Raw genomic sequence first — 14,064 nt, forward strand, 5'->3', positions numbered from 1 at the left:
AAATTCGAAGAAGTTTTCGATTAGCATTAGTGGGTGCCTAAAGCCGTAGCTGAAGAACCAGCCGTTGATGCCCGCCCCGCCGTCGTACCCCTAAACCAAGGAAAACCGGCGCGCCCTGACCTTTCCCGCCTCGTGGTGAAAGGGGCGCGCGAGCACAACCTGCGAAACGTGGACCTGGACCTGCCGCGGGACTCGATGATCGTTTTCACCGGGCTGTCCGGATCCGGCAAGTCATCCCTGGCGTTCGACACGATCTTCGCCGAGGGCCAGCGCCGCTACGTTGAGTCGCTCTCCGCATACGCCCGGCAGTTCCTGGGTCAAGTGGACAAACCGGACGTCGACTTCATCGAAGGGCTGTCCCCGGCGGTCTCCATCGACCAGAAATCCACCAGCAAGAACCCGCGCTCCACTGTTGGCACCATCACCGAGATCTACGACTACATGCGTTTGCTCTGGGCCCGTGTGGGGCGCCCGCACTGCCCCATCTGCGGCGAGCAGGTGGCCAAGCAGACGCCGCAGCAGATCGTCGACCAGTTGCTGGAACTTCCCGACGGCACCCGCTTCCAGGTGCTGGCACCCGTGGTCCGCGGGCGGAAGGGCGAATTCGTCGATCTCTTCAAGGAACTCACCGCCAAGGGCTACTCCCGGGCCCGGGTGGACAGCGAACTGATCCAGCTCAGCGACCCGCCCAAGCTCGGAAAGCAGTTCAAGCACACCATCGAAGTGGTGGTGGACCGGCTAGTCGTCAAGGACGGGATCCGCCAGCGCCTGACCGACTCCGTGGAAACCGCGCTGGGTTTGGCCGAGGGCCGGGTTCTGGCGGAATTCGTGGACCTCGAAGCGGACGATCCGGAACGGGTCAGGGCGTTCTCCGAGCATCTCGCCTGCCCCAACGAGCACCCCCTCGCCATCGACGAAATCGAACCCCGCTCGTTTTCCTTCAACAATCCGTTCGGTGCGTGCTCGGCGTGCAGCGGCATCGGCACCAAGCTCGAAGTTGATGAGGAACTGATCATTCCGAACGCCGAGCTTTCCCTGGGTGAGGGCGCCATTGCCCCCTGGTCCCTGGGCACGGCCACCAGCGAGTACTGGAACCGGCTGCTGTCCGGGCTGGCCAAGGAGCTTGGCTTCTCCATGAAGACACCATGGCAGAAGCTCCCCAAGGACATCCGGCAGACCGTCCTGCACGGCAAGGACCACAAAGTCGTGGTGCAGTACCGCAACCGCTTCGGCCGGGAGCGCAAGTACAGCACCGGCTTCGAGGGTGTCATCCAGTACGTGCACCGCAAACACCTGGAAACGGATTCCGATTCCGCCCGGGACCGGTACGAAGAGTACATGCGCCAGATCCCGTGCCCTGCCTGCAACGGCGCCCGCCTGAACCCGGCCTCGCTCTCGGTGCTGATCAACGGCAAGTCCATTGCCGAGGTCGCCGCGATGCCCATGCGTGAATGTGCGCACTTCCTGGACACCCTGGTGCTGACCGGCCGCGAAGCCCAGATCGCGCACCAGGTCCTGAAGGAAATCCAGGCGCGCCTGACCTTCCTCCTTGACGTGGGGCTCGAGTACCTGAACCTTGAGCGCCCCTCCGGCACCTTGTCCGGCGGCGAGGCCCAGCGGATCCGCCTGGCAACCCAGATCGGTTCCGGCCTGGTGGGCGTGCTCTACGTCCTCGACGAGCCGTCCATCGGCCTGCACCAGCGTGACAACCGCCGCCTGATCGAGACCCTCACCCGCCTGCGCGACCTCGGCAACACGCTCATCGTGGTGGAGCACGATGAAGACACCATCCAGGAAGCCGACTGGGTTGTCGACATCGGACCCGGCGCCGGTGAACACGGCGGCCAGGTGGTGCACTCCGGCTCATACAAGGAACTCCTGGAGAACACGGAATCGCTCACCGGGGACTACCTCTCCGGCCGGAAGAAGATCGACATTCCCAAGAAGCGGCGCAAGTACGACAAAAAGCGTGAGCTGAAAGTCATCGGGGCCAAGGAGAATAACCTCGTTAACGTGGATGCCGCGTTCCCGCTGGGCCTGTTGACGGCCGTGACGGGGGTGAGCGGTTCCGGCAAATCCACCCTGGTCAACGAAATCCTTTACAAGGTGCTCGCCAACAAGCTCAACGGCGCCAAACAGGTGGCCGGACGGCACAAGTCAGTGCAGGGCCTTGAGCACCTGGACAAGGTGGTGCACGTCGACCAGAGCCCCATCGGCCGGACGCCGCGTTCCAACCCCGCCACGTACACGGGTGTGTTCGACAACATCCGGAAGCTCTTCGCCGAGACCACGGAAGCCAAGGTCCGCGGCTACCAGCCCGGGCGGTTCTCGTTCAATGTGAAGGGCGGTCGCTGCGAGGCCTGTTCCGGCGACGGCACGCTGAAGATCGAAATGAACTTCCTGCCGGACGTCTACGTGCCCTGCGAAGTCTGCCACGGCGCACGGTACAACCGGGAAACCCTGGAAGTCCACTACAAGGGCAAGACCATCGCCGACGTTCTGGACATGCCGATCGAGGAGGGCGCTGAATTCTTTGCCGCCTTCACTCCGATCGCCCGGCACCTCCGCACGCTGGTCGACGTCGGACTCGGTTACGTGCGGCTGGGACAGCCGGCCACCACGCTGTCCGGCGGTGAAGCGCAGCGCGTCAAGCTGGCAGCGGAACTCCAGAAGCGCTCCAACGGCCGGAGCATCTACGTCCTGGACGAGCCCACCACAGGGCTGCACTTCGAGGACATCCGCAAGCTGCTGATGGTCCTCCAGGGGCTGGTGGACAAGGGCAACACCGTGATCACCATCGAACACAACCTCGACGTCATCAAGAGCGCGGACTGGATCGTTGACCTGGGACCCGACGGCGGCTCGGGCGGTGGCCAGATAATAGCGACCGGCACCCCCGAACAGGTCGCAAAGTCCACCACGAGCTACACGGCCTCGTTCCTGGCTGAAATCCTGGGCTAGCCGACCACTGCGCCGAATGGCTGGAGCGTGCTGATCCGGCGGGAAGAAGTATTCCCGCCGGGGAATGCGAGTTTCAGCCATTCGCGCACTCATGAGAAACTAGCCCGGTGACCCTTTCAACAGTGCCCGTGATCTTCGACCTGGACGGCACTCTTGTCGATCCGGCAGGCGGGATTACGGGCGGAATCTCCGCGGCCCTTACCCAACTCGGCATCAGGGTTCCCGCCCAGGCCCAACTGGACGCCATGATCGGTCCGAAACTCAGCGACTCCCTCCTCAACATCGCCGGGGTTCCGCAGGAGCAGCTGGCAGAGGTCATCCGCCTGTACCGGGCCTACTACCTGGAAACCGGCATCGCGCAGAGCCGCCTGTATCCCGGCATCCCCGACCTCATCGAGGAATACGCTGCGTCCGGCCGTCCCATTGCAGTGGCCACGCAGAAGCCCGAAGGTCTGGCACGGATTGTGCTTGAACACCACGGCATCGCGTCCTCGTTCCACTTCATCCGCGGTTCGGCGGCCGATGAAGCTGCCCACGCCACGGCTCCGCGCGGCAAAACCGAGATTGTTGCCGCAGCCCTGTCCGACCTCCGCACACAGCACGCCGTCATGGTGGGCGACCGTGCGCAGGACGTCGCCGGTGCCCTGGCCAACGGCCTTGACTGCATCGGCGTGAGCTGGGGCTTCGCGCCCGACGGTGAGCTCCAGGAGGCGGGTGCCGTGGCGATCGTGCACTCCACCACCGACCTCGCCGCCACCGTTGACAGCATGGACGCACTGCGTGCCGCGGCCCTGGGCGAGGTGAACAACGATGGCATTGTTTGATGCGATCCGCTGGACCACCCGCACGCTGATCTCAGGAACGTGCCGGCCCACCGTCATCGGGCTGGAGAACGTTCCCAAGGAGGGGCCCTTTATCGTCGCTCCGAACCACCTGTCCTTTCTGGACAGCGTGATTGTGCAGGCCCTCATGCCGCGGCCGGTGGCCTTCTTCGCCAAGGCCGAATACTTCACCACCGGAGGCGTCAAGGGGAAGGTCATGAAGTCCTTCTTCGAATCTGTCGGCTCCATTCCCGTGGAACGCGGAGAACAGGCTGCCAGCGTGGCGGCGCTCAAGACCCTCCTGGACATCCTCGAATCCGGAAAAGGCATCGGCATCTACCCGGAGGGCACCCGGTCCCGGGACGGCATCCTGTACCGCGGACGCACCGGTGTCGGCTGGCTCGCCCTGACCACGGGTGCGCCCGTCATTCCCGTCGGCCTCATCGGAACCGAGCACCTCCAGCCGGCAGGCCAGAACGGGGTCAAGCCGCAGCACTTCACCATGAAGGTCGGCGAGCCGCTGTACTTCGAAAAGACCGGGCCCGACCACTCGCTGCCGGCACGCCGACAGGTCACCGACCGCATCATGGACGCCATCGCCGAGCTCAGCGGCCAGGAGCGCTCCACCAGCTACAACCAGAGCAAGGTTGCGGAGTAGCGTCGGGGGCACCCGTGCATCCTCAGTAGACTTGATTCGTGGCAAATCCAGCTAGTTACCGACCCCAGACGGGTGAAATTCCAACCAACCCGGGCGTGTACCGCTTCCGGGATCCGCACGGCCGCGTCATCTATGTCGGCAAGGCCAAAAGCCTGCGGTCCCGCCTGAATTCGTACTTCGCCAATCCGGGCGGCCTGCTTCCCAAGACGTACGCGATGGTCCACGCGGCCAGCAGCGTGGAGTGGACCGTCGTCGGAAGTGAACTGGAATCGCTCCAGCTGGAATACACCTGGATCAAGGAATTCAAGCCCCGGTTCAACGTTGTCTTCCGGGACGACAAGACCTACCCGTACCTCGCCGTCACCATGGGGGAGAAGCTGCCCCGTGTGCAGGTGCTCCGCGGAGAACGCCGCAAGGGCACCCGCTACTTCGGCCCGTACACGGCAGGGGCCATCCGCGAAACGATGGATACGCTGCTGCGCGTTTTTCCCGTCCGCAGCTGCAGTCCCGGCGTCCTGAAGCGGGCGCAGGCCAGCGGACGGCCGTGCCTTCTCGGCTACATCGACAAATGTTCAGCACCGTGTGTGGGCCGCGTGACCCCGGAGGAGCACCGGGCACTGGCGGAGGACTTCTGCTCATTCATGGGCGGTGAGGCCAAGCGCTTCATCGGACGCCTGGAAAAGGACATGGCCGCTGCGGTCGCCGAACTCGACTATGAGCGGGCCGCGCGTGTCCGCGACGACATCATTGCCCTACGGAAGGTCTTCGAACGCAACGCCGTGGTCCTGTCGGAAGACACCGATGCCGATATCTTCGCGTTGCATGAGGACGAACTGGAGGCAGCCGTCCAGGTGTTCCATGTCCGGGGCGGCCGCGTCCGCGGCCAGCGCGGCTGGGTAGTGGAGAAAGTCGAGGACTCCACCACGCCGGACCTGGTGGAGCACCTGCTCCAGCAGGTCTACGGCGAGGAAGGCGAAACGCAGGGGCGGATGCCGCGGGAGGTCCTGGTTCCCGAAGAGCCGAGCAACGCGGCCGAACTCGCTCAGTGGCTTGCCGGCATGCGGGGTGCGAAAGTGGACATCCGCGTCCCGCGCCGCGGCGACAAGGCAGCGCTCATGTCCACTGTGCGGGAGAATGCCGAGCACGCCCTGAAACTGCACAAGTCGCGCCGCGCCGGAGACCTGACGAACCGGTCGCTGGCATTGCAGGAACTCCAGGAGGCCCTGGACCTGCCCGTCGCGCTGCTCCGCATCGAATGCTTTGATATCTCGCACGTGCAGGGGACCAACGTGGTGGCGTCCATGGTGGTGGTGGAAGACGGCCTTCCCAAGAAGTCCGACTACCGCAAGTTCTCGATCACCGGCGCCGCAGCCGCGGACGACACGGCGGCCATGCATGATGTCCTCACGCGTCGCTTCCGGAACTATCTCCAGGAGCAGGCGGACCACGCCGAAGCCGCCAGGCTTCCCGGGCACCAGGCGGCGCTCGAGGCCATGGCGGTCGCTTCCGTGCAGGACACCACAACGCCCGCGCCGCGCGCCAAGTTCGCCTACCCGCCCAACCTCGTGGTGGTGGACGGCGGCAAGCCCCAGGTCAACGCCGCGGCACGTGCCCTGGCGGAGCTCGGCATCGACGACGTCTACGTGGTTGGCCTTGCCAAGCGCCTTGAGGAGGTGTGGCTGCCGGACAGCGACTTCCCGGTGATCCTGCCGCGGACCTCCGAGGGCCTTTACCTGCTTCAGCGGATCCGCGATGAAGCCCACCGTTTCGCTATTACCTTCCACCGGCAGAAGCGCGGCAAGGCCATGACGGTGTCCGCCCTGGACAGTGTGCCCGGCCTGGGAGAGGCCAAGCGCAAGGCCCTGCTCGCACAGTTCGGCTCGGTCAAGAGCATCCGGACAGCCAGCGCGGCGGAACTTGCTACCGCCAAGGGCATCGGGCCGTCGCTGGCGGACGCCATCGTCAGCCATTTCAGTAATGTCGCCGCATCCCCGGACGCTGAATCGCCGGCCATCAACATGACGACCGGCGAAATCATTGAAACTTAGCTAGGGTAAGGACCTGAAGCGGAACGCGCGGTTGCGTCGAATTACATAGCAGGAATGGGGCATTACTCATGGCAGAGTCAACGGCAGGATCCGACGCGGAACAGGACGGCATGACGCCGGTCAGGCCCGTTGAAGCGGAACTGCTTGTGGTGACGGGTATGTCCGGGGCAGGGCGCAGCACGGCTGCGGATGCACTCGAGGATCATGGCTGGTATGTCGTTGAGAACCTTCCGCCGCAGATGCTCGGCACCCTCGCTGAACTGGTCTCGCACGCCCCGCAGTCCATTCCCAAGCTCGCTGTGGTGGTGGACGTGCGCAGCAAGGCTCTCTTCACCGACATCCGTGCAGCCCTTAAGACACTTGAGGCGAGCGGCGTAACGTTCCGGGTCTTGTTCCTTGACGCCAACGACGACGTTCTGGTGCGCCGCTTCGAGCAGGGACGCCGCCCGCACCCCCTGCAGGGAGGCGGGCGGATCCTCGACGGCATCGCCGCGGAGCGGGACCTGCTGCATGAACTCCGGGATTCCGCGGACATCGTGCTGGACACCTCCGAATTCAATGTCCATGCCCTCGCCACTGCCATCACGGAACTCTTCAGCGACACCGGTCCCGTGGCCCTGCGGCTGAACGTCATGAGCTTCGGCTTCAAGTACGGGCTCCCGGTGGACGCCAACTTTGTGGTGGATGCCCGCTTCATCCCCAACCCCCACTGGATCCCGCAGCTCCGCCCCCACACGGGCCTGGACAAGGACGTCAGCGATTACGTCCTGGAGGCTGAAGGCGTCAAGAGCTTCGTGGACCGCTACGTGCTGGCCATCGAGCCGGTCCTGGATGGCTACCGCCGGGAGAACAAGCACTACGCCACCATCGCCGTGGGCTGCACGGGCGGAAAACACCGCTCGGTGGCCGTCGCCATGGAGTTGTCCAAGAAGCTCGCGCAGTATCCGCGTGTCACAGTGACCACCACCCACCGGGACCTGGGCCGCGAGTAATGGGACTGCTTACCGGGCCGCTCCCCATGGTTCCACCGGCCGGCGGCGCCGGCGGCGGCGGGCAGCTGGACAAAGGTCCGTCCGTCGTCGCCCTCGGCGGAGGCCACGGACTGTCCGCCTCGCTGTCCGCCCTTCGGCTGCTCACCTCCGACCTGACGGCCATCGTCACCGTAGCGGACGACGGCGGGTCCTCCGGCCGCCTGCGCGAGGAGTACGGCGTCCTCCCGCCCGGCGACCTGCGGATGGCGCTCACGGCGCTGTGTGACGACACTGACTGGGGCCGGACCTGGCGGGACGTCATGCAACACCGCTTCCACCCCGGTGGCGGCCGCGGCGGCTCCCTCGACGACCACGCGATGGGCAACCTGCTGATCGTCACCCTCTGGGAACTGCTGGGCGACACTGTCGGAGGCCTCAAATGGGCCGGCGCACTGCTGGGCGCCCGCGGACAGGTCCTGCCCATGTCCAGCGTGCCACTGACGATCGAAGGGGATGTCCGCGTACCGGGTCCTGACGGGTCGTACACGCTGGAGACGGTCACAGGGCAGGCCAAGTGCGCTGTGGCCGGCTCGCTGGAGAGCGTGCGGCTCCTGCCGGAGTCGGCGCACGCCTGCGTGGAAGCCCTGACGGCCATTGAGCTCGCCGACTGGGTGATTCTGGGGCCCGGGTCCTGGTACACGTCAGTGCTGCCGCACCTGCTGCTGCCCGAGATGCGCCAGGCGCTCTCCGATACGCCGGCAAAGCGGTGCCTCACCATGAACCTGGCCACGGACACCAAGGAAACCTCCGGGATGTCCGCCGCCGACCACCTGCACGTGCTGCGGAGCTATGCGCCCGACTTCAGCATCGACGTCGTGCTGGCGGACCCGGTCTCCGTGCCGGACGTCGAGGAGTTCAAGCGGGCAGCGGGGATGCTCGGTGCCGAGGTGGTGTTGGGTAAAGTAGGGGCGTCGAGCCGCCGACCGATCCACGACCCCCTGCGTCTGGCAACGGCGTACCACGATATTTTCGGGAACAGTTAGGAAGGTGCCATGGCACTGACATCATCAGTCAAGGAAGAACTGTCCCGCCTGGACATTAAGAAGTCCTCGGTCCGCAAGGCTGAAGTCTCCGCAATGCTGCGATTCGCCGGCGGTCTCCACATCGTTTCGGGCCGCATCGTGATCGAGGCCGAGGTGGACCTCGCGTCCACGGCACGCCGCCTCCGGGCCGCGATCGCAGAGGTCTACGGCCACCAGAGCGAGATCATCGTCGTCTCCGGCGGCGGGCTCCGCCGCGGCAACCGGTACGTGGTGCGGGTCGTGCGGGACGGGGAAGCCCTGGCCCGCCAGACCGGCCTGCTGGACGCCCGCGGCCGCCCTGTGCGCGGCCTGCCCTCTGCCGTGGTCAACGGTTCCGCCGCCGACGCAGAAGCCGTGTGGCGCGGCGCCTTCCTGGCCCACGGATCGCTCACCGAGCCGGGCCGCTCCTCGGCCATGGAAGTGACCTGTCCCGGGCCCGAGTCGGCACTTGCCCTCGTCGGCGCAGCGCGGCGCCTCGGCATCCAGGCCAAGGCCCGGGAAGTCAGGGGAGTGGACCGGGTGGTCATCCGGGACGGGGACACCATCGCAGCCCTGCTCACCCGGATGGGCGCGCACGATGCGCTGATGGTCTGGGAAGAGCGCCGGATGCGCAAGGAAGTCCGGGCCACCGCCAACAGGCTGGCCAACTTCGACGACGCCAACCTGCGCCGCTCGGCCCAGGCCGCGGTCGCCGCCGGGGCCAGGGTTGACCGCGCCCTGGAGATCCTCGGTGACGACGTGCCGGACCACCTGAAGTATGCCGGCGAACTGCGCGTGGCCCACAAACAGGCCAGCCTGGACGAACTTGGCCGGCTGGCCGATCCGCCCATGACCAAGGATGCGATAGCAGGCAGGATCCGCCGGCTCCTGGCCATGGCGGACAAACGTGCCCTCGACCTTGGCATTCCCGGCACCGAGGCCAATGTGACGCCGGAAATGCTGGACGAGTAACGGCGCCCCTAGAATCGAGACCGGGTTACGGAAACCCGATAAATTTCCGGGTGACCAGTCACCCGGATGCACAATCCGAGAGTTACCAAACCGGACAACCTGTCCACGACATTGGAGGATTTTGTGACCGAGTACGTACTGCCTGAACTCAGCTACGACTACGCAGCGCTGGAGCCCCACATCTCCGCACGCATCATGGAGCTGCACCACAGCAAGCACCACGCAGCCTATGTGACCGGCGCCAACAACGCGCTGGCCCAGCTGGCTGAGGCACGCGAAAAGGGCGACTTCGCCAACATCAACCGCCTTTCGAAGGACCTGGCTTTCCACACCGGCGGCCACGTCAACCACTCCGTGTTCTGGAACAACCTCTCCCCGGACGGCGGCGACAAGCCCGAGGGTGAACTGGCCGCAGCCATCGACGACGCCTTCGGTTCCTTTGACGCCTTCCGGGCGCAGTTCAGCGCTGCCGCACTGGGCCTGCAGGGTTCGGGCTGGGGCTTCCTGGCCTACGAGCCCATCGGCGGAAACCTCGTTATCGAGCAGCTCTACGATCAGCAGGGCAACGTTGCACTGGGCACCACGCCGCTGCTGATGCTCGACATGTGGGAGCACGCCTTCTACCTGGACTACGTCAACGTCAAGGCCGACTACGTCAAGGCATTCTGGAACATCGTGAACTGGGCCGACGTCGCCAAGCGCTTCGACGGTGCACGCAAGAACGCCACGGGCCTCATTACCCTCTAAAGCCGTTCAGGCGTGACGTGGCAGACATGCCCCTGTAACAAACTTCACATTTAGCCCGTTTCGGACCGAATCGTGGAAGGTCGGCCCCCGCACTTGCGGGGGCCGACCTACTTAAACGTAAGATGGATCACGGAAGGCGGTTAGCCTTCAGCAATGTGGCTGGTCGCCCTCCGATCTGGTAATCATCTCTGCCCAATGGCGTGCGGGATCTGTTAGTTGGCTTGAACGCCCGCTCAACTAGTTGTGCTTCTACAAGCACCAAGGAGACTGAAAAAGTGACGACCCGTATTGGTATCAACGGCTTTGGCCGTATCGGCCGCAACTACTTCCGCGCAGCACTCGCACAGGGCGCTGACCTCGAGATCGTTGCAGTCAACGACCTCACCAGCCCCGAAGCGCTGGCCCACCTCTTCAAGTACGACTCCGTCGGCGGGCGCCTGAAGGAGACCATCGAGGTCAAGGACGGCAACATCGTCGTCAACGGGAACGTCGTTAAGGTTCTCGCCGAGCGCGACCCCGCCAACCTCCCCTGGGGCGAGCTGGGCGTTGACATCGTCATCGAGTCCACCGGCTTCTTCACCAAGGCCGCAGCTGCCAAGAAGCACATCGACGCCGGCGCCAAGAAGGTCCTGATCTCCGCCCCGGCCTCGGACGAGGACATCACCATCGTGATGGGCGTGAACCACGAGCTGTACGACAACGCCACCCACCACATCATTTCCAACGCGTCCTGCACCACCAACTGCCTCGGCCCGCTGGCCAAGGTGGTCAACGACGAGTTCGGCATCGAGCGCGGCCTCATGACCACGGTCCACGCCTACACGGCTGACCAGAATCTGCAGGACGGCCCGCACAACGATCTCCGCCGCGCCCGCGCCGCCGCCATCAACATGGTTCCCACCTCCACCGGTGCGGCCAAGGCAATCGGCCTGGTCCTCCCGGAGCTCAAGGGCAAGCTGGATGGCTACGCCATCCGCGTGCCGGTCCCCACCGGTTCGGCCACCGACCTCACGGTCACCGTTTCCCGCGAGACCACCGTTGAGGAAGTGAACGCCGCCCTGAAGAAGGCGTCTGAGTCCGAGGCACTCCAGGGCTTCCTGACGTACACGGATGAGCCGATCGTCTCCTCCGACATCGTCGGCGACCCCGCCTCCTCGATCTTCGACTCCGGTCTCACCAAGGTCATCGGCAACCAGGTCAAGGTTGTTTCCTGGTATGACAACGAATGGGGCTACTCCAACCGCCTGGTCGACCTCACGGAGCTCGTCGCATCCAAGCTGGGCTAGGGTTAGACACATGACATTCCACACCCTCAACGAACTGATCGCTGATGGTGTCCGCGGGCGGTACATTCTGGTCAGAAGTGACCTGAATGTGCCGCTCGACGGCTCTGAAGTGACTGACGACGGCCGCATCAAGGCCTCCCTGCCAGTACTGACGAAGCTCACGGACGCCGGTGCCCGCGTGCTGGTCACAGCCCACCTCGGCCGCCCCAAGGGCGCCCCGGAAGAGAAGTACTCCCTCAAGCCTGCCGCCACGCGGCTTGCTGAACTGGCCTCCTTCAAGGTCACCCTGGCCGGAGACACTGTCGGTGCCTCGGCCCAGGAGCTTGCCGCTGCGTTGCAGGACGGCGAAGCGCTGATCCTTGAAAACGTCCGCTTCGATGCCCGTGAAACCAGCAAGGACGACGCCGAGCGCGGCGCCTTCGCGGACGAACTGGTGGCGTTGACGGGGGAGAACGGTGCTTTCGTGGATGACGCCTTTGGCGCCGTCCACCGCAAGCACGCCAGCGTGTACGACGTCGCCACGCGGCTGCCGTCGTACCAGGGCGACCTGGTGCACACGGAAGTCGAGGTACTGCGCAAGCTCACGACGGAAACCCAGCGGCCCTACGTTGTGGTTCTCGGTGGCTCCAAGGTTTCGGACAAGCTTGCCGTTATCGACAACCTGATCGGCAAAGCCGACACCATCCTGGTGGGCGGCGGCATGCTGTTCACGTTCCTCGCGGCTGAGGGCCACAAGGTGGCAGGCAGCCTCCTCGAAGAAGACCAGATCCCCGTAGTGCAGGAGTACCTGAAGCGGGCGGCGGACGCAGGCACCGAGTTCATCGTGCCCACGGACGTTGTGGTTGCGGCCAGGTTCGCTGCGGACGCTGACCACGAGATGGTCGGTGCTGACGCCATCGAAGACAGCAGCTTCGGCGCGCAGGGCATCGGCCTGGACATCGGCCCCGAATCCGCGGCTGCATTTGCCGCCCGGATCAAGGGTGCCAAGACGGTGTTCTGGAACGGCCCCATGGGTGTGTTCGAATTCGAGGCATTCGCCGGCGGCACCCGTGCCATCGCGCAGGCGCTCACCGAAGCGGATGCGTTCACCGTGGTTGGCGGCGGCGACTCTGCTGCTGCAGTGCGTACGCTGGGCTTCGCTGACGACCAGTTCGGCCACATCTCCACGGGTGGCGGCGCCAGCCTGGAGTACCTCGAAGGCAAAGAACTGCCGGGCCTCAGCGTCCTCGACCGCTAGATCCTCCAGCCGGCAGGGCACCCCACTGAAAAGTCGGGGCCCTGCCGGCTGTTCACATCACAAGCATTTTTGGAGAACACGTGACTACGTCAACGAATGGCAAGTTCGACCGCACGCCCCTCATCGCCGGCAACTGGAAGATGAACATGGACCACGTCCAGGGCATCACGCTGCTGCAGAAGCTGGCCTGGACCCTGTCCGACGCCAAGCATGATTACAGCCGCGCTGAAGTTGCTGTCTTCCCGCCTTTTACCGACCTCCGCGGTGTCCAGACCCTCGTCCAGGGTGACGAGCTGGAAGTTGTCTACGGCGCCCAGGACCTGTCGCAATTCGACTCCGGCGCCTACACGGGTGACATCTCGGGCCAGTTCCTGAACAAGCTGGGCTGCAAGTATGTGCTGGTGGGACACAGCGAACGCCGCACCATCCACAACGAGTCCGACGACGTCCTCAACGCGAAGGTGAAGGCTGCCTTCCGCCACGGAGTCACCCCGGTGCTCTGCGTCGGCGAAGGCCTGGAGATCCGTCAGGCCGGGACGCACGTCCAGCACACCCTTGACCAGCTGCGCGCCGACGTCGAAGGCCTTGGCGCCGAGGACGCGGCCGAACTCGTGGTCGCCTACGAGCCCGTCTGGGCCATCGGCACCGGCGAGGTGGCAGGTCCGGAGGACGCGCAGGAAATGTGCGCCGCCATCCGTGCCGAACTCGTCACTCTCTTCGGCGATGACGTTGCCGCCAAGGTCCGCCTGCTCTACGGCGGTTCGGTCAAAGCCAACAATGCAGCCGCCATCCTGAACGAACGCGACGTTGACGGCGTGTTGGTGGGCGGGGCCAGCCTCGATCCTGCCGAGTTTGCTAATATTGTCAGGTTCGAGAGTCACCTGCTGACGGATTAGTCCGGACACAAGCGTGACCCCCGCAATCATCAACTTCTGAAAGGCCGTCGTGGACGTTCTTCATGTCATTCTGCAGATCCTCCTGGGCATCACCAGCCTCCTGCTGACGCTGCTCATCCTGCTCCACAAGGGACGGGGCGGCGGTCTGTCGGACATGTTCGGCGGAGGCATGAGCTCCGGCCTCAGCTCGTCCGGAGTGGCGGAACGGAACCTCAACAGGTTCACGGTCATCCTCGGCGTCACCTGGGGCGTTGTCATCATCGCGCTCGGCCTGCTGATGCGCTTCTCCGGGGGCGGCGACTCCTAGCATTCCGCCCGAAACAGATCGGGGATCGGGAGTTTTCCCGGAATTTACACCCCCGGTACTAACGGCCCTGCCGCCGTCGGGAACTCCGCACTAAACTGT

Annotated in this window: 12 protein-coding genes; all 12 read left to right on the forward strand. The window is 64.9% G+C overall.

Annotated features, from left to right (window positions below; translation table 11 throughout):
• The first annotated feature begins 33 nt into the window (after window positions 1-33).
• The 12 genes from uvrA to secG all read left to right on the forward strand — a co-directional run bounded on the left by uvrA (window position 34) and on the right by secG (window position 13,965).
• Window positions 34-2,961: an excinuclease ABC subunit UvrA gene (gene uvrA, locus RW112_RS10735; protein ID WP_317781762.1), complete on the forward strand. Its 2,928-nt coding sequence runs from the start codon at window positions 34-36 to the stop codon at window positions 2,959-2,961.
• A gap of 107 nt (window positions 2,962-3,068) precedes the next feature.
• Window positions 3,069-3,785 (forward strand): HAD hydrolase-like protein, encoded by a 717-nt coding sequence (locus RW112_RS10740; protein ID WP_317781763.1) that lies wholly within the window; start codon window positions 3,069-3,071, stop codon window positions 3,783-3,785.
• Window positions 3,772-4,440, forward strand: coding sequence for a lysophospholipid acyltransferase family protein (locus RW112_RS10745; protein WP_305940993.1), 669 nt, complete (start codon window positions 3,772-3,774; stop codon window positions 4,438-4,440). The genes RW112_RS10740 and RW112_RS10745 overlap by 14 nt, the downstream gene beginning before the upstream one ends.
• A 38-nt stretch (window positions 4,441-4,478) precedes the next feature.
• Entirely contained in the window at window positions 4,479-6,488 is a 2,010-nt protein-coding gene (gene uvrC / locus RW112_RS10750; protein WP_317781764.1) for an excinuclease ABC subunit UvrC, read from the forward strand.
• Window positions 6,489-6,556: 68 nt separating this feature from the next.
• The gene (gene rapZ / locus RW112_RS10755; RefSeq protein ID WP_305940995.1) at window positions 6,557-7,480 is read left to right on the forward strand and encodes an RNase adapter RapZ; all 924 of its coding nucleotides are present in this window, start codon (window positions 6,557-6,559) and stop codon (window positions 7,478-7,480) included.
• Entirely contained in the window at window positions 7,480-8,502 is a 1,023-nt protein-coding gene (locus RW112_RS10760) for a uridine diphosphate-N-acetylglucosamine-binding protein YvcK (protein ID WP_317781765.1), read from the forward strand. Before rapZ ends, RW112_RS10760 begins: the two co-directional genes overlap by 1 nt.
• A 9-nt stretch (window positions 8,503-8,511) precedes the next feature.
• A complete protein-coding gene (gene whiA / locus RW112_RS10765) occupies window positions 8,512-9,492 on the forward strand; it encodes a DNA-binding protein WhiA (RefSeq protein WP_305940997.1) in 981 nt (326 codons plus the stop codon).
• Window positions 9,493-9,615: 123 nt separating this feature from the next.
• On the forward strand, window positions 9,616-10,239 hold the full coding sequence (locus RW112_RS10770) for a superoxide dismutase (protein ID WP_043481406.1): 624 nt from the start codon (window positions 9,616-9,618) through the stop codon (window positions 10,237-10,239).
• 275 nt (window positions 10,240-10,514) lie between these two features.
• Window positions 10,515-11,525 (forward strand): type I glyceraldehyde-3-phosphate dehydrogenase, encoded by a 1,011-nt coding sequence (gap, locus tag RW112_RS10775; protein WP_305940999.1) that lies wholly within the window; start codon window positions 10,515-10,517, stop codon window positions 11,523-11,525.
• Window positions 11,526-11,535: 10 nt separating this feature from the next.
• Window positions 11,536-12,762 (forward strand): phosphoglycerate kinase, encoded by a 1,227-nt coding sequence (locus RW112_RS10780; RefSeq protein WP_317781766.1) that lies wholly within the window; start codon window positions 11,536-11,538, stop codon window positions 12,760-12,762.
• A gap of 80 nt (window positions 12,763-12,842) precedes the next feature.
• Window positions 12,843-13,658 (forward strand): triose-phosphate isomerase, encoded by an 816-nt coding sequence (gene tpiA, locus RW112_RS10785; protein ID WP_317781768.1) that lies wholly within the window; start codon window positions 12,843-12,845, stop codon window positions 13,656-13,658.
• A 49-nt stretch (window positions 13,659-13,707) separates the two neighbouring features.
• Window positions 13,708-13,965 carry a preprotein translocase subunit SecG gene (gene secG, locus RW112_RS10790; RefSeq protein WP_011691936.1) on the forward strand — a complete coding sequence of 86 codons (258 nt, stop codon included), beginning with the start codon at window positions 13,708-13,710 and terminating at the stop codon, window positions 13,963-13,965.
• Window positions 13,966-14,064: the final 99 nt, after the last annotated feature.

The organism is Arthrobacter sp. B10-11 (genome assembly GCF_033142195.1).
Taxonomy (GTDB): Bacteria; Actinomycetota; Actinomycetes; order Actinomycetales; family Micrococcaceae; genus Arthrobacter; species Arthrobacter oryzae_C.